At 61.6% G+C, this 20,162-nt stretch carries 14 protein-coding genes; 9 read left to right on the forward strand and 5 right to left on the reverse strand.

Going from position 1 to position 20,162, the window contains the following annotated elements:
• The first annotated feature begins 107 nt into the window (after positions 1–107).
• Both C7U61_RS02640 and pdeM read left to right on the forward strand, forming a co-directional pair.
• The gene (locus C7U61_RS02640) at positions 108–2,618 is read left to right on the forward strand and encodes a ligase-associated DNA damage response DEXH box helicase (RefSeq protein ID WP_106996563.1); all 2,511 of its coding nucleotides are present in this window, start codon (positions 108–110) and stop codon (positions 2,616–2,618) included.
• 22 nt (positions 2,619–2,640) lie between these two features.
• Positions 2,641–3,378: a ligase-associated DNA damage response endonuclease PdeM gene (gene pdeM, locus C7U61_RS02645; RefSeq protein ID WP_106996564.1), complete on the forward strand. Its 738-nt coding sequence runs from the start codon at positions 2,641–2,643 to the stop codon at positions 3,376–3,378.
• Here pdeM and C7U61_RS02650 read toward each other — a convergent pair.
• The gene (locus C7U61_RS02650; protein ID WP_106996565.1) at positions 3,375–3,935 is read right to left on the reverse strand and encodes a dihydrofolate reductase family protein; all 561 of its coding nucleotides are present in this window, start codon (positions 3,933–3,935) and stop codon (positions 3,375–3,377) included. The two genes, pdeM and C7U61_RS02650, sit on opposite strands and share 4 nt — an antisense overlap.
• 113 nt (positions 3,936–4,048) lie before the next feature.
• On the opposite strand from C7U61_RS02650, the gene C7U61_RS02655 reads away from it, so the two are divergent.
• Entirely contained in the window at positions 4,049–4,552 is a 504-nt protein-coding gene (locus C7U61_RS02655) for a helix-turn-helix domain-containing protein (RefSeq protein ID WP_106996566.1), read from the forward strand.
• Here the strand turns inward: C7U61_RS02655 and C7U61_RS02660 are convergent, their stop codons facing one another.
• The 3 genes from C7U61_RS02660 to C7U61_RS02670 form a co-directional block, all read right to left on the reverse strand.
• Entirely contained in the window at positions 4,553–5,362 is an 810-nt protein-coding gene (locus tag C7U61_RS02660; protein WP_106996567.1) for a TIGR02186 family protein, read from the reverse strand.
• On the reverse strand, positions 5,359–6,282 hold the full coding sequence (locus C7U61_RS02665) for a sulfite exporter TauE/SafE family protein (protein ID WP_106996568.1): 924 nt from the start codon (positions 6,280–6,282) through the stop codon (positions 5,359–5,361). The genes C7U61_RS02660 and C7U61_RS02665 overlap by 4 nt, the downstream gene beginning before the upstream one ends.
• Before the next feature lie 280 nt (positions 6,283–6,562).
• A complete protein-coding gene (locus C7U61_RS02670; protein WP_106996569.1) occupies positions 6,563–10,240 on the reverse strand; it encodes a peptidoglycan-binding protein in 3,678 nt (1,225 codons plus the stop codon).
• A gap of 484 nt (positions 10,241–10,724) precedes the next feature.
• Between C7U61_RS02670 and C7U61_RS02675 the strand changes: the two genes are divergently transcribed.
• Genes C7U61_RS02675 through C7U61_RS02685 form a run of 3 tightly spaced genes read left to right on the forward strand, consistent with a single transcriptional unit; the run spans position 10,725 to position 15,987 of the window.
• Complete coding sequence (locus tag C7U61_RS02675; RefSeq protein ID WP_106996570.1) at positions 10,725–12,521, forward strand: acyl-CoA dehydrogenase C-terminal domain-containing protein; 1,797 nt, start codon at positions 10,725–10,727, stop codon at positions 12,519–12,521.
• 33 nt (positions 12,522–12,554) lie between these two features.
• Positions 12,555–13,763: an acetyl-CoA C-acetyltransferase gene (locus C7U61_RS02680; protein WP_106996571.1), complete on the forward strand. Its 1,209-nt coding sequence runs from the start codon at positions 12,555–12,557 to the stop codon at positions 13,761–13,763.
• A 13-nt stretch (positions 13,764–13,776) separates the two neighbouring features.
• Entirely contained in the window at positions 13,777–15,987 is a 2,211-nt protein-coding gene (locus tag C7U61_RS02685) for a 3-hydroxyacyl-CoA dehydrogenase NAD-binding domain-containing protein (RefSeq protein ID WP_106996572.1), read from the forward strand.
• Between the two features lie 101 nt (positions 15,988–16,088).
• On the opposite strand, the gene C7U61_RS02690 is transcribed toward C7U61_RS02685, so the two are convergent.
• Positions 16,089–17,300, reverse strand: coding sequence for an MFS transporter (locus C7U61_RS02690; RefSeq protein WP_106996573.1), 1,212 nt, complete (start codon positions 17,298–17,300; stop codon positions 16,089–16,091).
• 133 nt (positions 17,301–17,433) lie between these two features.
• On the opposite strand from C7U61_RS02690, the gene C7U61_RS02695 reads away from it, so the two are divergent.
• The 3 genes from C7U61_RS02695 to C7U61_RS02705 all read left to right on the forward strand — a co-directional run bounded on the left by C7U61_RS02695 (position 17,434) and on the right by C7U61_RS02705 (position 19,984).
• Positions 17,434–18,009: a TetR-like C-terminal domain-containing protein gene (locus C7U61_RS02695; protein ID WP_106996574.1), complete on the forward strand. Its 576-nt coding sequence runs from the start codon at positions 17,434–17,436 to the stop codon at positions 18,007–18,009.
• A 237-nt stretch (positions 18,010–18,246) separates the two neighbouring features.
• Positions 18,247–18,672: a large conductance mechanosensitive channel protein MscL gene (gene mscL, locus C7U61_RS02700; protein ID WP_106996575.1), complete on the forward strand. Its 426-nt coding sequence runs from the start codon at positions 18,247–18,249 to the stop codon at positions 18,670–18,672.
• 145 nt (positions 18,673–18,817) lie between these two features.
• Positions 18,818–19,984: a pyridoxal phosphate-dependent aminotransferase gene (locus C7U61_RS02705; RefSeq protein WP_106996576.1), complete on the forward strand. Its 1,167-nt coding sequence runs from the start codon at positions 18,818–18,820 to the stop codon at positions 19,982–19,984.
• The last annotated feature ends 178 nt before the right edge of the window (positions 19,985–20,162 follow it).

Genomic DNA, 20,162 nt, shown 5'->3' on the forward strand with positions numbered 1-20,162 from the left:
TCTGTCACGAGGTGACGGAGGGGGTGCACACTCTCAGAGAACACCAAAGCCGATGGACATGACGCCGCCCCGCTTCTCATCCGTCGCATATTCACTACATTGAACCTGTGGACCAGATCGAGCCGAAGCCCCCCGTAGCCCTGCCTGCCCCCTTCCTCCGCTGGTTTGCGGAAAAGGGCTGGCAGCCGCGCGCCCATCAGCTGGAGCTGCTGGCCCGTGCGGAAGCGGGCGAAAGCACGCTGCTGATTGCGCCCACCGGCGCGGGCAAGACGCTCGCCGGCTTCCTGCCGTCGCTCACCGATCTCACACGGCGCGGCAAGATCCCGCCCGGCTCGGCCTTCACCGGTATCCACACGCTCTACATCTCGCCGCTGAAGGCGTTGGCGGTCGATATTGAGCGCAACCTGATGAAACCCGTTTCGGAAATGGGTCTTCCTGTTACGGTCGAAAACCGTACGGGCGATACGCCAAGCGGCAAGCGGCAGCGGCAAAAGCTCAATCCGCCGGATATCCTGCTGACGACGCCGGAGCAGGTGGCGCTGCTGCTTGCCACCCGCGAGGCCGAACGCTTCTTCAAGGATCTGAAATACATCGTCTTCGACGAGCTGCATTCGCTCGTCACCTCCAAGCGCGGCCACATGCTGTCGCTCGGCCTTGCCCGCATCCGCAAACTGGCACCGCGCGTGCAGACCATCGGCCTTTCAGCGACGGTCGCCGATCCCATGGACCTGCAGAAATGGCTGGTGGCGCAGCGGGCGGGGGAAGAGCGCCATGCCGGCCTCGTCATCGTCGAGGGCGGGGCCAAGCCCGATATCTCGATCCTCGCGACGGAAGAGCGTATCCCCTGGTCCGGTCACTCCGCCAAATATGCGATCCCCGATATCTATCGCGAGCTGAAGGCGCATCGCACGACCCTGCTCTTCGTCAACACGCGCTCGCAGGCCGAAATGCTGTTTCAGGAGCTGTGGTCGGCCAATGACGACAATCTGCCGATCGCCCTGCATCACGGCTCGCTCGATGTCGGCCAGCGCCGGAAGGTGGAGGCGGCCATGGCGGAGAACCGGTTGCGCGCCGTCGTCGCCACTTCGACGCTCGATCTCGGCATAGACTGGGGCGATGTCGATCTCGTCATTCATGTCGGTGCGCCGAAAGGCGCAAGCCGGCTGGCCCAGCGCATCGGCCGCGCCAATCACCGCATGGATGAACCTTCGAAAGCGATTCTCGTGCCGGCCAACCGCTTCGAGGTCATGGAGTGCCAGGGAGCGCTCGATGCCAATTATACCGGCGCGCAGGACACGCCGCCGATCGGCGCCGGCGCGCTCGACGTTCTCGCCCAGCATGTGCTCGGCATGGCGTGCGCCGAACCCTTCGACATGCTGGAGCTTTATGAAGAGGTGCAGAGCGCAGCACCCTATGCCGAGCTTTCCTGGGAGACCTTCGAGCGCATCGTCGACTTTGTCGCGACCGGCGGCTACGCGCTCCGGACTTACGAGCGCTATGCCCGGATCCGCAAGATGGCGGATGGGCGCTGGCGCGTCTCCAATCCGCAGGTCGCGCAGCAATATCGCCTGAATCTCGGCACGATCGTCGAAGAGGCGATGCTGAATATCCGGCTGGTGAAACGCAACGCGCTGGGCTCGCTCGGAAGAGGCGGCGCGCCGCTCGGCAAGGTCGAGGAATATTTCGTCGAGCAGTTGGCACCCGGCGATACCTTCCGCTTTTCCGGCAAGGTGCTGCGTTTCGAAGGCATCCGCGAGAATGAATGCCTGGCCTCGCAGGCCTTCTCGCTGGACGCGAAAATTCCCTCCTATGCCGGCGGCAAGTTTCCCCTTTCGACCTATCTCGCCGATCAGGTGCGCGCGATGATTGCCGATCCCGACCGGCGGCACCGCCTGCCGGATCAGGTGCGCGATTGGCTGGAAATTCAGAACGAGAAGTCCTTGCTGCCGAAGCGCGACGAGTTTCTGATCGAGACCTTCCCGCGCGGCCGCCGCGCCTATATGGTTGCCTATCCTTTCGAGGGAAGGCTGGCGCACCAGACGCTCGGCATGCTTCTGACCCGAAGGCTGGAGCGCGCCGGCGCCAAGCCCATGGGGTTCGTCGCGACCGATTATTCCCTCGGCATCTGGGCGCTTGAGGATATGGGACTGATGATCGCCAACGGCCATCTCAGCCTTTCCGCGCTCTTCGATGAGGACATGCTCGGCGACGATCTCGAAGCCTGGCTCGCTGAATCCTTCCTGCTGAAACGCACCTTCCGCAATTGCGCCATCATCGCCGGTTTGATCGAGCGCCGCCATCCCGGTAAGGAAAAAACCGGACGGCAGATGACGGTATCCGCCGATTTGATCTATGACGTGCTGCGCAGCCATGAGCCGGATCATATCCTGCTGCAGGCGACGAGGCAGGATGCCGCGACCGGACTTTTGGAAATCGGCCGTCTTGGGGATATGCTGAAGCGAATCAAAGGCCACATCACCCACCGGGCTTTGGATCACATCTCGCCGCTTGCCGTGCCGGTGATGCTGGAAATCGGCAGGGTATCCGTGCCGGGTGAGGCGCATGATGTGGTGCTGGCGGAAGCGGCTGACGATCTGATCCGCGAGGCCATGGAATGATGACGAAGGTAGACTTAAATTGATGAACCGGCTGGCGCTAGCGCGAGATATGAATGCTCAAGGCAACGGCGCAGCCAGCGCATCCGGCGTCGAGACCGTCGTTCACGGTGCCGCCGTTGTCTGTGATCCGCTCGGTGCGCTCTATCTGCCGGATGCCGGCATTCTCGTCGTCTCCGATCTGCATTTGGAGAAGGGCGCGGCCTTTGCCCGCCGCGGCATGATGCTGCCGCCCTACGATACGCTGGCGACCCTGACCGTTCTTTCCGCGGTCATCTCCCGATATGATCCGAAACTCGTCGTTTCGCTGGGTGACAATTTCCATGATCGCGTCGGTTCGCGGCATCTGCCGGAGGCATTTCGCGGCCTGATCATTAGCATGGCGCGCGGCCGTGAATGGATATGGATCAACGGCAATCATGATCCGGACGGCACGGTGGATCTGCCCGGTCATTCGGTGGATGAGATGCATTATGGTGGGGTGACGTTCCGCCATGAACCGAAGGCGGGCTTGCAGGCCGGCGAGATCGCCGGCCACCTGCATCCCTCGGCCACCGTTCGGCGTCGGGAGAAATCGGTGAGGCGCCCATGTTTCGCCACGGATGGCGCCCGCCTGCTGATGCCGGCCTTCGGCGTGATGACCGGCGGCCTCGATCTTCGCCACAAAGCAATGGCTGGCCTTTTCGAGCGGGAGAGCCTGATTGCGCACCTGCTCGGCCGCGACCGCATCTATTCCGTGCGGTTCGGCAATCTCTCGGCCTAGGCCGCGTTTGCCGGCTCATAGCGCAGGATTACCGCGCCGGTCTTCAACGGGCGTGAATCGACGAGCTTCATCGGCCGTTGTTCGGCCGCCGGTTTGAAATGCGGATTGCCGGCGCCGAGGACGACGGGAACGAGGCAGATCCTGAGCCCATCCACCAGCCCGGCCTTGAGCAATACATCGGTCACTTCAGCGCTGCCGAAGACGAACATGGTCTTGCCGGGTTCTTCCTTCAGCTTCTTCACTTCAGAGACGATATCGCCGACGACGCGGGTGTTGTTCCATTCCGCTTTATCGAGCGTCCGGGAAGCGGCGATCTTAGCGATGCCGTTCATGTAGGCGCTGATATCAGGCGTTTCCGTCGCGGTCGGCCAGTAGGCGGCCATGCCTTCATAGGTCTTGCGGCCGAAGATCAGCAGATCGCCTTCCTTGCCGAGCTCGGTCGCATAGTGTTCCAGCTCATCGCCCCAGGCGAGCATGTGAAAATCGAGGTCCCAGGGCTTGGCTCCCTCGAAATAGCCGTCGAGCGTCATGAGATTCCAGATAACGAGCTTCCTCATCACTTTTCCTCCGTCGTGATAACTGCGTCATAATCAAAACTAGTTGCTAAAAGCAATCGGTTGAAAGCTAGCTCGACTGATGGCAAAATGCAAGTGGTTTTTTGGAGATCACTATGGACGCACTGCATCGTTCCGGCTGCCCGATCAATCTGACGCTGGAAATTCTCGGCGACCGCTGGAGCCTGATCGTCATCAGGGACATCATGTTCGGCAATCGCCGGCATTTCCGTGAATTGCTGCAGAAGTCGCAGGAGGGGATTGCCTCCAACATCCTTGCGGACCGCCTGAAGCGGCTGGTCGAGCGCGGCCTGCTGACCCGTGAGGATGACCCCACCCACAAGCAGAAGGCTGTCTATAGCCTGACGGAAATGGCGATCGACCTCGTGCCGCTCTTTGCCCATATGGGCTCCTGGGGCCGCAAGCATCTTCCGGTCTCGGAGGAGCTGTCGATCCGGGCGGAGCTGCTGGAAGAGGGCGGCCAGGAGCTCTGGGAAGATTTCATGGATGAGCTGCGTGCCAAGCATCTCGGCAAGGTGTTGCCGCCAGACAAGCCCTCGGTGCTCGACCGGTTGACCGAAGCTTATCTCGAGGTCGCCGATCGCCGGAAAGGTGGCTGATCAGTTCTTCCGGAAGATGAAGCTTGCGCTCCAACCGGTGACGAGAGCGAGCAGCACGGAAAAAATGCCATAGGTGATCGGCCGCTGATGCGCCGCATCCGTGATGGTCTGCTCTATCCCAGTTTTGATGACCCGAAGCGGCAGCGATTTCTCACTCAGGAACTTGCCGCTCTTGAAAAGGTAGGCGCGCACCATATGCACCCCGTTCGGCACGTCGGCCGGAACCCTGAGTGTCGCCTTGAAGAGCGAGGAGCTGACGAAGCGAACGCCGGCGGGATCGCTTTCATAGAGCCCGCCTGCCTTCTGCAGGCGCCGGAAGGCGTTGCGGAATTCCGGAACATCGCCGACATTGCCGACGAATCCGACCGGCGTCAGCGGGATATGGTCGACGCCGATGCCGCGATCGCTGAGTTCGAGCGGCGTGGTGATGTTGTCGACCGCGCGCGTGCTCGAGAGCGAATAGGCTTCCGGCACATGCTCGAACGTCATCGAGCGGGTGTTGATCCATATGCCGAAGACGCGCTCTTTCCTGCGGACCGTTGCATTCTCGCGCGGCCCTTCCAGCACGACGACGATATCATATTGGCCGATCGCCAGAAGCAGCTGATCGGTGTTGGAAAGCGCACCGAAAATCGTCAGATCGGCGCCGGTGAAATCCGAGGTAATGGCGATTTCGCTGGTCGACGTGCCGATCTCCATCGTCTCGCGCGCCGTGGTCGAGGTCGTCGGCTGATCGAGCAGTACCTGAGCCTGCGTGGTGAGGGGAGCAAGCAGCATTGCGGTAGCAAGGAGCAGTCCGGACACTCTCATCGGCTCACCCCTTCCATGACGACGGAGTAGACGTCGGCAGGCGTCACCACGAGTGTAATGACAAGACGAAGGCCGACGGCCAGGACAAGGAGGCCGAGGAGTGCGCGCAATTGTTCGCCGCGCAGCTTCTGGCCGACGCGAACGCCGTATTGTGCCCCGATTACCCCCGCCACCATCAAGAGGAAGGCCAGGATGATATCGACGGAATAGTTCGTGGCGGCCTGGACGATTGTCGTGAAGGCCGTCACGAAAATGACCTGGAACAGCGATGTGCCGACGACCACATTGGTTGGAACGCGCAGCAGATAGATCATGGCAGGTACGAGAATGAAGCCGCCCCCGATACCCATGGGCGTCAGCATGCCGACGAAGAAGCCGAGGCCGATCACCGGAATGGCGCTGAGATAGAGCTTGGATTTCTTGAAGCGCAACTTCAGCGGCAAGCGCTGCACCCAGTTGTGATGGCGCGGTTTGCCGCTTGCCGGCGGTAGCTTGCCGGCTGCGCGGCGCATGGCGCGCACGCTTTCCCACAGCATCAGCGATCCAACCGTGCCGAGGAGAATCACGTAGATCAGGGAAATGATCAGGTCTATCTGACCGAGCCTGCGCAAAAGCACGAATAGCCAGAGGCCGAACGTCGCCCCCGCCAAGCCGCCGGCGAGCAGGATCGTACCCAGCTTCAGGTCGAGCGAGCCGCGACGAAAATGGCTGAGCGCGCCCGAGACGGAGGAGGCGACGACCTGATTGGAGCCGGTGGCGACGGCGACGACGGGCGGGATATTGTAAAAAATCAGAAGAGGCGTGATGAGAAAACCGCCGCCGACGCCGAACATGCCGGAGAGAAACCCTACGGCTGCTCCCATGCCGAGAATAATGAAAATATTCACCGACAATTCTGCGATCGGCAGATAGATCGTCACGCCTTGTTCCCATTTGCAGGCTTTTCGGCGATGACCGAAGCCCGTTTCCCCTTAAACGGCGGATTCTAATCCGAAATCATTGCCAGAGCCTTAGGAAAGGCGGCGCGGTCACAGTTTTCGAATTGCCGAGTTCACCCTAACCCAGCTTTTTCCATTTTTCTGTGACGCCATTTCGGCGAATGGCCAACAGTGGCCGGGAGACGTCTCGACTCTCGTAAACAAAATGCCGGCGTTGCCGCGCCGGCATTTCGGTTGAGCGCTTTCACACGAGAGCCTGGCCCTATTTGTTGCGGGCCAGCAGCTCCTTGACGACCTGATCGGTCACCCGCCCATCCGCCGGCAGGCCGACGGACTTCTGGAAGCTCTTCAGGGCAGCCACAGTCTTGTCTCCCATGGCCCCATCGGGCGCACCGGCATCGAAGCCATTCTTGTTTAGGATGGCCTGAATATTGCGGATCGCCTTCTTCATATCGATCGAGGCCGTGTTCACGCCCTTGCCGGTGGTCCATTCGTCAGGAATATCGGTGCCGTTGGCCTTCGGGTCGGCGGGCTGCACTTTCCAGAGGTCGACCTTGGCACGCGCGCTTTCGAGATCGGCCGGCTTCATGGCATTGGCGACTTCGTCCCGCTTCTGGGCGGCATCCTTGTCACCGCTCTTTGCGGCGATTGCGAACCATTTGTAGGATTCCTGCAGGTCCTGTTTCACGCCGTTGCCGCGAGCGTAGAGGATTGCGAGGTTGAACTGGCTGTCGGAGACGCCGAGATCGGCCGCGCGGATAAACCAGTTCGCAGCGCTATCATAATCCTGCGGCCCTACTGTGCCCGAGGCGTAGAGAACCGCGAGATTGTGCATGGCGCTGGCATTGCCCTGATTGGCCGCCTGCTCGTAATATTGCTTGGCCTTGGCGAGGTCGCGATCGATGCCGTTGCCCTTCTCATACATGCTGGCGAGGCGGTACTGCGCCGGTGCATAGCCCTTGTCGGCTGCAAGCTGATACCATTTCGCAGCCTGCTTCATATCGGCCGGAACGCCGCGGCCATCCGTATAGCGTGCACCGATCTCGAAGAGTGCGACCGCATCGGCCGATTTTGCGGCTGCGACCAGTGATGGCGGCTGGATGCCTTCGGGCACGGTGATTTCCGGCGCTGCCGGTGTGGCCGCGGGCGTCGCAGCGGCCGTGTTCTCGGTTTGAACGAAGGCGGTGGCCTGCTGTGCAGGTGCACTGCCGGCCGGAGCCAGCGCTTCGCTTGCCGTCTGGTTGCCGTCGAGCGGGGTCGCTGCCGTCAGGTGATTATTTGCGGGTGCTGCGACCGGATCGGTGGCCGTGGGTGCTGATTGGTCTTCGGCCGTCTCCGTTGTGGAAACCGAGGGGGCGGCGGCCTGATTTGCCGCGGGCTGCTGATTGCCGGCGCCCGAGTTCGTATTGGCTGCGGCTGTATTGGTTGCAGCGCTCTCCGCGGGCGCGACCGTTGTGGACGCTTGGGCCGGCGCCTGCTGACCGCGCGTCAGCGTGTTCGCCAGCGGATAAGCCATGATGGCGAGCATGACGGCACCCAGCGCAAGCAGGATCGGCCGGCGAAAGCGCGAGAACGCGCCGCCCTTCTTGGCATCCTTCGTGGAAGCAGAAACGGAGCGCTGTGTCTGGTCGACTTCCATGGCAGCCGCCTGTGCGGCGCGGCGAGCGGCTGCGATGTAATCGGCCCGTTCGTTTTCGGTCGGCTGACGCACGTTTCCGCTGCGCGAAGTATTCTGGCTGGCGCGCACGCGCTCCAGGATCTTCTTGATATCAGGCGCACCGGAACCCGGCTCCAGCAGTTCGTTGGCCTCTTCGCCCGGCATTACGTCGGCGGGATCGATAGACGGTGCCTGCTCGATGACCGGACGGTCGGGCAGAAAGATCGGCTCGGCCTTTTCCGGTGTGAAGAAGCGCTTGCCGAGGCTCGCAAACAGGCTGGTTTTGCCGCTCTTCTTGGCGGCTGCCTTGATTTCTGCCTTCGTATTGGCGTCGATCGCCTGGGCGACGGCGACTTCGGCGGAAACCGAGGATTCTGCAGGCGCAACCGTGCGGATGATCGGACCGGACTTCTGCTGCGCTGCCATGGGCGGCTTCAGGCTCGGCGCATCCTCTTCGGCAAAGACGTCGCTTTCGAATGTTGCTGCCGGCATCACAGGCGCGGGCTTGCGCTGTTCCATATGATCGAGACGGTCGGCGATCTGCAGCAGCGTGTCGTGCAGGGCCTCGAAGGTGCGATGGGTACGTTCGTCGCTGGCGCGGCTGAGGTCTTCGAGATGGCGAAGATCTTCGGCAAGCGCCGTCAATGCCGCCATGTCGGCTGCTTGCGAACCCCCGACCATTCCGCCTTCGCGCGAATAGGCCTCGACGACGGTTTCCGCCGCGTGGCGGGCCGCTTCGATGATGTATTCGTCGTTCGTCGCCATATAGTCTTCGATCGCGCTCATCCGGCGGTCAAAATCCGAGGGCAGATGATTAGCGACGATCTGTGGCTCGCTCGTCAGCAATGTCGAGAGATGCGCGATCTGCTCTTCGAGACTGCGCAGTGCCTGCGTATCCGTGGGCGGCGCGGCGGTGCTTGCTTCCAGCCGGGCAGCAATATCGGAGAGGCGGCCTTCGAGCCGGCGCGCCATGCTTTCGTCGAGGCTTGCTGCCGGCGCGGGCGGGTGGAAATCGATCTCGTCGATACGGCGGGCGAGATAATCCAGCCGGTCGGCCAGCACGTTACCGACGGACCCATGTTCCAGCGCATCGATCTTGTGGGAGATATCGGCGAGATAGGTAACGAGCTCGGGCTGCAGTGCGGCCTTCTGCGAACGCTCCATCAGATGCGAGAGCTGGTCCAGGCGCTCTTCCAGGCGGGCGACGGCCTTTGCGCTGCCGAGCTCGTCGATGCGCATGGCAAGCGCTTCGAGGCGACCGGAAAGATCGTCGGCCGGTTGGCGGCGGCCCGGATCGCGGCTCATAAGGTCGATCTGGTCGGCAAGGCCGCTGAGGCGCCCTTCCAGCCGTTGCATCGCCTGGTCCTGCGGCTGCATCATCGAGCCGAGGCTCTCCATCGCGGTCGCGATCGTCAGAAGCTTGTTTTCCAGCGCAAGCACGGCAGGGCTGTTGTTCATGCCACCGAGATGCTGCTTGATATCATCGAGGCGATAGGCAAGCGAGACGAGCTCTTCCTGCAGGCCGGAGGTGTCGATGGCCTTTACCTGGCGCTCGACATGGTGAAGCGACTCTTCGCGGGCGAGGCCGTCCATCAGCGAGCGCAGTTCGTCGAATTCGGCTTTCAGCCCGGCGGTTTCCGGCTGACCGGCCAGCTGATTGATGCTGTCGGCAAGCCGCGCCATGTCCTGGCGGACATCGGCGACGAAATGCTTGTCCTCGGCGTTTTCGCGAATATCGCGGATTTCGGCACGCAGGGCGGCGACTTCGCGGGTCACGCTTTCGGCGATGTCGCGCTTGAGATCCTGGCGCAGGTTGACGAGCGCCTGGGCGATGTCGACCGGTGCTTCGGCCGCGGCAGCCCGCATCGGCTGGCGCTGCGGATAGCTGTCGATCGGACGGCGTGCCGGCTGCGGTTCTCTATGTGCGGTTTCCTCGCGCCGCGGTTGCAGCCGCTCGCGGTTTGCTTCCAGCGCACGCTGGCGCTGACGGATTTCTGCGAGCGGATCAGAGCGGAGATCGCTCTCATGGCGTTCGCTGCGCGTCGGGCGCTCATAGGATCGAGTGTCATACTGGTCGCGTTCGGGGCGGGGCGGCATGCGCTCCAGTGCGGCTCGTTCGGGGACGGGCGCATAGCCGGCCGCGACGCGCGGGCGCGTATCGCGTGCGGCGGCAGTCCCCATCAGGCCCTCGATGCGCGCCTCCAGCCCTTCGATCGTGCGGCTCAGAGCATCCAGCGACGTCCAGTCGCCCGTACCGGTAGGATTTGATCGCGATCCGCTCATATCTTTTGCTCGCCTCGAACTATGGACCACCCGGGGTCGCCATGTTGACGGAAGAAAGACGTTGCGACATTGCCGCGCTGTCCGGATCCCGTCGTTCGGAAAGGGATAAATGTATTGGCTTTCCTTCAAACAGCCGCAAAACCAGCGCGCAATCCAAGCATAAGTTGAAGAAACGCGAAGCACTGCTGCTCAACTCGTACAATTCACGAAACGTGGTAAACAACTCGTTAAGTTTGGGGAAATCTTTAACCTTTTATTTCGGTTCGGTTATCCCGTGCCCTGATATTCTTGCGCGCGGGCAGTGCCGCGTTACTTGGGTGAATGGAGGGGTAGCGGCGCCGTGCGGCATGCTGTCCCGTGCCGGCTTCGTCAAAATTTCAGCGCGCCTCACAAATTTGACGTTTACGCAAACGTCAATATTTTGTAAGAGTAACACAGTGGCCGGAATCTCGAGGTCCGGCGGCGAATTGGAGGAATTCGAAAGATGCCAGTCTACAAGGCCCCGGTGAACGATACGCTCTTCGTCCTGAACGATGTGCTCGGGCTGGAGCGTTATAACAATCTTCCGGGCTATGCCGATGCCACGCCGGACATGATCGAGGCGATCGTCGGCGAAGCGGCCAAGGTGTCGGAAGAGGTGCTCTTCCCGCTCAACTATTCCGGCGATCAGGAAGGCTGCGTGCGCCATGACGACGGCACCGTCTCGACGCCGAAGGGATTCAAGGAAGCCTATCGTGCCTATCGCGAAGGCGGCTGGCTGGGTCTCGCCGTGCCGGAGGAATTCGGCGGGCAGGGGCTTCCCTATGTGCTGCACTGTGCCGTCGGCGAATATACCTCCGCCGCCAACATGTCGCTGATGATGTATCCGGGCCTGACGCAGGGTGCGATCGCCGCCATCCTCGTCCATGGCACCGATGCGCAGAAAAAAACCTATCTGCCGAAGATGGTGGAGGGCACCTGGTCCGGTACCATGAACCTCACCGAGCCGCATTGTGGCACCGATCTCGGCCTCTTGCGCACCAAGGCAGTGCCCCAGCCTGATGGCAGCTACAAGATATCAGGCCAGAAGATCTTCATCTCGGCCGGCGAGCATGACATGACCGATAATATCGTTCACCTCGTCCTTGCCCGCATCGAAGGCGCGCCGGAGGGCACCAAGGGCATCTCGCTATTCATCGTGCCGAAATTCCTGGTCAGGGAAGACGGCTCGCTCGGCGATCGCAACCCGGTTTCCTGTGGCGCGATCGAACACAAGATGGGAATTCACGGCAACGCCACCTGCGTCATGAACTATGATGAAGCCACGGGTTTCCTCATCGGTGCGGAGAACAAGGGTCTCAACGCCATGTTCGTGATGATGAACGAGGCGCGCCTCGGCGTCGGCCTGCAGGGTCTGGCGATTGCGGAGATCGCATATCAGAACGCGGCCAATTATGCCCGCGAGCGCATTCAGGGCCGTTCGCTTTCCGGCCCGAAGGCACCGGACAAAAAGGCCGATCCGATCATCGTCCACCCCGATATCCGCCGCACGATGATGACGATCCGCGCCTTCAACGAGGCCGGTCGCGCCTTCCTGCTCTGGACGGCGCTGAAATCCGATATCGCCCATCGCTCTCCAGACGAGAAGGAGCGCCAGGCAGCCGACGATATCCTTGGCCTCGCGACCCCGATCTTGAAGGGCGTCATGACTGATAAGGGCTTCGAGCACGCCGTCATGGCGCAGCAGGTCTTCGGCGGTCATGGCTACATCGAAGAGCACGGCATGAGCCAATATGTCCGCGATGCCCGCATCACCATGATCTATGAAGGTGCCAACGGCATCCAGGCGCTCGATCTCGTCGGCCGCAAGCTGGCCCTGAACGGCGGCCGCGCCGTCATGGCGCTGTTCAAGGAAATCGGTGATTTCTGCGAGGAAAACCGCAGCGACGAGCAGATGGCCTTCTTTACAAAGCATCTGAAGAAGGGCTTGAACGATGTGCAGACCGCGACCATGTGGTTCATGCAGAACGCCATGGCCAAGCCCGACAATGCCGGCGCCGGCTCGACCGACTACATGCATCTCTTCGGCCTCGTCGTCCTCGGCTATATGTGGGCGAAGATGGCCAAGGCGGCGCAGGCAGGCCTTGCGGCTGCCGACAGCGCACGCGAGGATTATCTGAAGAACAAGCTTGTCACGGCGCGATTTTATATGGAGCGCATCATGCCGGAAACGGCGCTGCGCAAGGCCCGCATCGAAACCGGCGCCGACACGATGATGGAACTGGCGGCGGAAGCCTTTTGAGCAAGGCGGCTTGCCGCCGCAGGGAGATGAGACATGACCGAGGTTTTCATTTACGACCACGTGCGCACGCCGCGCGGGCGCGGCAAGAAGGATGGGGCGCTGCATGAAGTGCCCTCCGTGCGTCTTGCCGCCAAGACGCTGGAGGCGATCCGCGACCGCAATGGCCTCGATACCGCAACGGTGGATGACATCATCATGGGCTGCGTCGACCCGGTCATGGATGCCGGCGCCGTCATTCCGAAGGGCGCTGCTTTCGAGGCCGGCTACTCCACCAAGGCGCCGGGCATGCAGATTTCCCGCTTCTGTGCCTCGGGCCTCGATGCCGTGAATTTCGGCGCAGGCAAGATCGCGCAAGGGGCCGACGATATCGTCATCGCCGGCGGCGTCGAAAGCATGTCACGCGTCGGCCTGGGCATGTCCGGCGGCGCCTGGTTCATGGACCCCTCAGTCAATTTCCCGGCCTATTTTATGCCGCAGGGCGTGTCGGCCGATCTCATCGCCACCAAATACGGCTTCTCGCGCGATGACGTCGATGCCTATGCCGTCGAAAGCCAGAAGCGCGCCGCCAATGCCTGGGAGAAGGGCTATTTCAGGAATTCGGTCATTCCGGTGAAAGATATCAACGGCCTGACCATTCTCGACCGTGACGAGCACATGCGTCCCGGCACGGATATGCAGGCGCTCGCCTCGCTCAATCCGTCCTTCCAGCTGCCCGGTGAAATGGGCGGTTTCGAAGCCGTTGCCATCCAGGCGCATCCGGAAGTCGAGCGCATCAACTATGTCCATCATGCCGGCAATTCCTCCGGCATCGTCGATGGCGCTGCCGCCGTGCTGCTTGGCTCCAAGGCGGGCGGGGAGAGCATGGGGCTGAAGCCGCGCGGCCGCATCAAGGCTTTCGCTAATATCGGTTCCGACCCGGCGCTGATGCTGACCGGCCCGGTCGATGTCACCGAGAAACTCCTGAAACGCACCGGCATGACACTCGCCGATATCGACCTTTTCGAACTCAACGAAGCCTTCGCCGCCGTCGTGCTGCGCTACATGCAGGCCTTCGACATTCCGCATGACAAGATCAACGTCAATGGCGGCGCGATTGCCATGGGCCATCCGCTCGGCGCGACCGGCGCGATGATCCTCGGCACCGTACTCGACGAGCTGGAGCGCCGCGATCTCAACACGGCGCTCGTAACACTCTGCATCGGCGCCGGCATGGGCACCGCCACGATCGTCGAACGCGTCTGAGGGGAGGAAACCAATGGCCTACACGAATTTCACCGTCGAAACGGACGCTGACGGCATCGCCCTCGTCACTTGGGACATGCCTGGCAAATCCATGAATGTCTTCACCGCCGAGATCCTGGAAGAGCTGAACGCCATCATTGACGCGACCGCCGCCGATGCCGCGGTTAAGGGCGTGGTCTTCACCTCTGGCAAGTCCTCCTTCTCCGGCGGCGCCGATCTCTCGATGATCAAGTCGATGTTCTCCTTCTATCAGGAGGAGAAGGCCAAGGACCCCGCCGCTGCCACGCAGAAGCTCTTCGATCTCGTAGGGCGCATGACGGGCCTGTTCCGCAAGCTCGAAACCTGCGGCAAGCCCTGGGTTTCGGCCATCAACGGCACCTGCATGGGCGGCGCTTTCGAGTTGTCGCTCGCCTGCCATGGCCGAGTCGCATCGAACGCCAAGAGCGTCAAGATCGCGCTGCCCGAGGTCAAGGTCGGCATCTTCCCCGGCGCTGGCGGCACGCAGCGCATCTCCCGCCTGACGGATGCGCAATCCGCCTTGCAGATGATGACGACGGGCCAGTCGCTGACGGCGGCACGCGCCAAGGCGATGAACCTCGTGCATCAGGTGGTCGAGCCGGATCAATTGATCCCGGCCGCCAAGCAGATGATCAAGGACGGGCTGAAGCCTGTGGCACCCTGGGACGAAAAGGGCTTCAAGGCACCGGGCGGCGGCATCTGGACGCCTGCAGCCGCACAGCTCTGGCCGGCGGCGCCAGCCATCCTGCGCCGCGAGACGGCGGGCAATTATCCGGCAGCGCTCGCCATCCTCAAATGCGTCTATGAAGGCCTGCAGGTTCCCTTCGATACCGGCCTGAAGATCGAGCAGCGCTATTTCACCCATGTGCTGCAGACCACCGAAGCCTATTCGATGATCCGCTCGCTGTTCATCTCCATGCAGGAACTCGGCAAGGGCGCCCGCCGTCCGGCAGGCCGGCCGAAGACCGAGCTGAAGAAGGTCGGCGTCGTCGGTGCCGGTTTCATGGGTGCCTCCATCGCCTATGTCACCGCCGCCGCCGGCATTCCCGTCACGCTCATCGATCGCGATATCGAAGCCGCGACCAAGGGCAAGGGCGTCGGAGAAGGGCTGGTCAAGGATTCGGTCGGTAAGGGAAGGTTGACCCAAGATGAAGGCGCTGCTCTGCTTGCCCGTATCACCCCGTCGGCCGATTATGCCGATCTCAAGGATGCCGATCTCGTCATCGAGGCGGTGTTCGAAGACCGCGAGGTCAAGAAGGCCGTCATCGAGGCCGTCGAAGCCGTGCTGCCCTCCGGTGCCGTCTTCGCCTCTAACACCTCGACACTGCCCATCACCGGCCTTGCGAAGAACTCCAAACGCCCGGCCGATTTCATCGGCGTCCACTTCTTCTCCCCGGTCGAGAAGATGATGCTGACCGAAGTCATCCTCGGCAAGGAAACCGACGATCATGCTCTCGCCGTCGCGCTCGATTATGTCGCGGCCATCAAGAAGACGCCGATCGTCGTCAACGACACGCGCGGCTTCTTCGTCAATCGCTGCGTCTTCCGCTACATCCACGAAGCCTATGACATGCTGATCGAAGGCGTGCCGGCGGCCATGATCGAAAACGCCGCCAAGATGGCCGGCATGCCTGTCGGGCCTCTGGCGCTGAACGACGAAGTCGCTATCGATCTGTCCTACAAGATCCTGAAGGCGACGGTTGCCGATCTTGGCGAGAAGGCGGTCGATCCGCGTCACATGCAGCTGATCAGCGGTCTCGTCGAAGGCGAGGGACGCCTGGGTCGGAAGAACTCCAAGGGCTTCTACGATTATCCGCCGAAACCGGCGAAGAAGTCGTTCTGGCCGGGCCTCAAGGATCTCTATCCGCAGAAGAAGGCCGATGAGGTCGATGTCGACGTGCTGAAACAGCGTTTCCTCGTCACCATCGCGCTGGAAGCCGCCCGCACCATGGAAGAAGGCATCGTCACCGATCCGCGCGAAGCCGATGTCGGCTCCATCCTCGGCTTCGGCTTCGCCCCCTATACCGGCGGCGCGCTGTCCTACATCGACGGCGTGGGCGTGAAGACCTTCGTTGATCTCTGCGATAAGCTGGCGGCCACCTACGGCCCGCATTTCCAGCCGACGGCGCTGTTGAAGGATATGGCCGCGAAGGGGGAGACCTTCTACGGCCGCTTCGACCCTTATGGTGCGAAGAAGGCCGCTTGAGCCAACAAGCCATTGCTGGGGACAAATCATGGGCCGCTTCCGGCGGGAGCGGCACTTTTGTTCGTTCAGCATCAGATCAAAGGAAATACGTAAGATTATGCTTACGTATTGCTTAATGGCTTCTCTTGCCCCGCCATCAGCGCAACAACGCCCCAGCCGACGAGCAGGAGGATTGCCGCCGCGTAGATATCGGCGGCCTCGGCAAAGCCGAGCGCTTTCGACAGGAACCCGGCCAGGATGGCGGGCACGCTGAAGGCGAGGTAACTCTGGATGTAGAAGGCCGAGAGCAGCCCGGCGCGTTCGTCGGGCTTTGCCAGCGGCATGATGCTTCTGACCGTGCCGAGGAAAGCTGCCCCGAAGCCCGCGCCGGCAATCAGAGTTCCGAGCGCAAGAATCGGCACTTCAGCCGCATGCATGCCGGCAATGACGGTCAGGATGCCGAGCGTCATGCTCGGTATGCCAAACCGCATGATCGTAGCGGCGGATCGCTTGCGCAGAAGGAAGACCGCTGCCGCACCGCTGATCGTCAAGGCCGCGACTACGGAGCCGCCGACCAGGGGCGCCGTACTGCCGGTGGTCGCGCCGATCAGCGAGGGCACCAGCGATAGATAGAAGCCGGCGAGCGCCCAGACGGCGATATTGATCGGCGTCAGCGCGAGCAGCGTCCGCCGCGCTTGCTGCGGAACGGCGATTTCCGGCTTCAGGGATGCGAGTAAGCCGGCACGTCGGCTCGTTGTTTCCGGCACCAGCCATAGCAGTGCGGCTTGCAGCGTCAGAAGAGCGAGTGTGACGACATAGACAAGCGCGGTCGGAGCCGGCGCGAACTGGATCAGCAGGCTCGTCCCCAGCGCGCCGATCGCCATGCCGGCAAGCGGGGCTAAGCTGTTGGTGATCGATCCCCTGATGGGATCGAGATCGACAAGGGCGGCGCCGATGGAGCTGACGGCGGTGCCCGTCGCGAAGCCCTGCACAGTACGGGCAGCAATCAGCCAATCGGCCCCTCGAGCCATTAAAAACAGCGCTATCGCCACCATATTGAGGAGGATCGAAGCGAAGATCACGGGCCGACGGCCGAGATGGTCGGAAATCGAGCCGACGATGAGCAGCGCGGCGAGAAGGGAAAAGGCGTAGACGGCGAAGATCACCGTAAGCAGCACCGGGGAGAAGGCGAAAGCCTGCTGATAAAGGCGGTAGAGGGGCGTTGGCACGGATGAGGCGGCCAGAAACAGAGCGCTGGTCGCGGCATAGTAGAACGGCGCCAGGCGTCTGGCTGCCGAAATCGGAGCGCTGGCGGTGGAATCGAGTTCGGTCATCGACTATATCCTGCCTAAAGCTAAAAGATTGCGTTAGGCGCATATAGGGTGCCCGACGTATAGAAGCAAATAATTTGCGTTAGTGAATGTCCATGGTCATTCACGATCCGCAAAGGGAAATTGGCAAGAGCTTATGGGCTATCGAGAAAATCCCCGCCCGGGCGGGCGCAGCGCCAGAGTGCAGGCGGCCGTACATCAATCCGTGCGCGACATGCTGGCGACAATGGATCGCGCCGATGTAACGATCCCGCTGATCGCGCAGCGCGCCAATGTCACGCCGTCGACGATCTACCGCCGCTGGGGCGACCTTCAAAAGCTTCTGGCGGATGTTGCCGCCTCGCGCCTGCAGCCCGAAGGCGAGCCCGCCAGGATCGGCAGCGCCCGGGAGGACCTGGAGGCCTGGGTCGAGCAATATGCCGATGAAATGGCCTCGGGAGTCGGACGACAACTGCTACGCGATGTTCTCGCGGTGCCCGATAGCGCCAATGCGGAAAAATGCGGCACCTATACACGCCGCCAACTGAGCGTGTTTATTGCGCGCGCGGAGGCAGCTGGCGAACCCTTTCCGACGCTGGTAGACCTGATGGATCACATCATCTCGCCGATCATCTATCGCATCCTCTTCGACCAGGCGCCCGATCCCGACCATGTACGAAAACTCGTTGCGAAGGTAATGGCGGAGAGCAGGCAAAGCTTGATGCGCGGCTGACACTAGCGAACGACTCACTCGAAGTCGAAGGACACGTTCAGTAGCCTCGGCTTGGTTGCTCGCAACTGACGAACAAGTTGCCGAACATATGAGCGTTAAAATTGCCAAACCTGCCAAATTATTATGGGATATGCCTGCCTGGATGGGGTTCGAGGTCGATTTGCTGTTGAAAATAAGGAAAAAAATGGTGCTAATCATTAATAGTGAATTCAACGGCAACGCGAAGGGGACTGCTCAATGCTTAGTGAATTCAAGGCTTTTATTGCCCGTGGCAATGTCATGGATCTCGCGGTCGGCGTGATCATCGGCGGCGCTTTCGGCGGCATCGTGAAATCGCTGGTTGATGATATCATCATGCCGATCGTCGGTGCGATCTTCGGCGGCTTCGATTTCTCGAACTACTTCATCGGCCTCTCCTCGGCGGTCAACGCGCCGACGTTGGCAGCGGCCCGCGCGCAGGGCGCGGTCTTCGCCTACGGCAATTTCATCACCGTGCTCATCAACTTCCTCATCCTTGCCTGGATCATCTTCCTGATGGTCAAGGGTGTGAACACGCTGCGCGCCCAGCTTGAGCGGAAGGAAGAGAAGGTTGCCGAGGCCGCACCGCCGCCGGCCGACGTGCAATTGCTTACCGAAATCCGCGATCTTCTCGCCAAGCGCTGACACGCTTCGCTCGATTCTTTTCACGAGTCCCGGTCCATACCAGGACTGGGGCTTTATTCATCACCAAAATCGATCGGTCACTAAGGCAAAGTCATGGGATTTGTCCGCCGCTCTGCTTTATGAAGGCAGAAACCGGAGACTTTGCATGCCCATACTGAATAGCCTCAGCCCGCGCGCGCTTGCAGCGCCCGAAAGCGGGATCGTCGAAGTGGTCAATTATGCCCGCGGCCGCGAGGGTCTGCTGCCGCTCTGGGTTGGCGAGGGCGATCTGCCGACGCCGGATTTCATCAATCGCGCCGCCATGGCTTCGCTCAACGCCGGCGAGACCTTCTACACCTGGCAGCGCGGCATTCCGGAGCTACGCCAGGCGCTGGCGGATTACTACGGCCGGCATTTCGGCACATCGCTGCCGATGGAGAATTTCTATGTCGTCGGCTCCGGCATGCAGGCGATCCAGCTCTCCGTGCAGGCGATCACCTCTCCGGGTGACGAGATGGTCTATCTGTCGCCTGCCTGGCCGAACATCGCCGCCGCGCTGGAGATCGCCGGCGCTCGCTCGGTTCCCGTCCCCCTTCGGTTCGAACACGGCAAATGGTCGCTCGATTTGGAACGGCTGGAAGCGGCGATCACGCCGAAAACCAAGGGCCTCTTCATCAATACCCCGTCCAACCCCACCGGCTGGACGGCGACCCATCAGGATCTCCGCGATATTCTCGCGCTGGCGCGCAAGCACGATCTCTGGATCATGGCCGACGAAATCTATGCGCTCTACTATTATGCCGGCGGCCGCGCACCGAGCTTCCTCGATGTCAAGGAAGCCGACGACAAGATCCTCTTCGTCAATTCCTTCTCGAAAAACTGGTCGATGACCGGCTGGCGCGTCGGCTGGATCGTCGCCCCGGCCGAGATCGGACAGGTGATTGAAAACCTCGTGCAATATTCGACCTCGGGCGTGGCGCAGTTCATGCAGAGGGGCGCGGTTGCGGCGCTGAACGAGGGCGACGATTTCGTGCGCTCCAATATCGAGAAGGCCACTCGCTCGCGCGATATTCTCTGCGACGCGCTGATCGCCACCAACCGCGTGGAGACGCTGAAGCCGGATGGCGCGCTCTATTCCTTCCTGAAGATCGACGGTGTCACCGACAGCCGCAAGGCCGCCATCGACATAGTCGACAAGACCGGCGTGGGCCTGGCGCCTGGGACGGCTTTCGGTGTGGGTGGCGAGCTGTTCATGCGTGCCTGCTTCCTGCGCGATCCGGTGCAGGTGGCGGATGCTGCGGAGCGGTTGAGCCGATATATTTTGAGTTTGTAACGAGAGGGCTTCGCTTCGGCCGGATCTACGATCGAGAGCCTTCCTCTCGATTGCCCCACCTCTGATACCCTCTGTCCCTTTCGGGGACAGAGGGGGTGAACACTCTCCAAGCAAGAGATGTCCATCATCTGCGTCCCCAATCCATAAAATCCAATCAAATCGCGAAAGCACACCCTAA

The organism is Rhizobium sp. JAB6, from assembly GCF_003024605.1.
Taxonomy (GTDB): Bacteria; Pseudomonadota; Alphaproteobacteria; order Rhizobiales; family Rhizobiaceae; genus Rhizobium.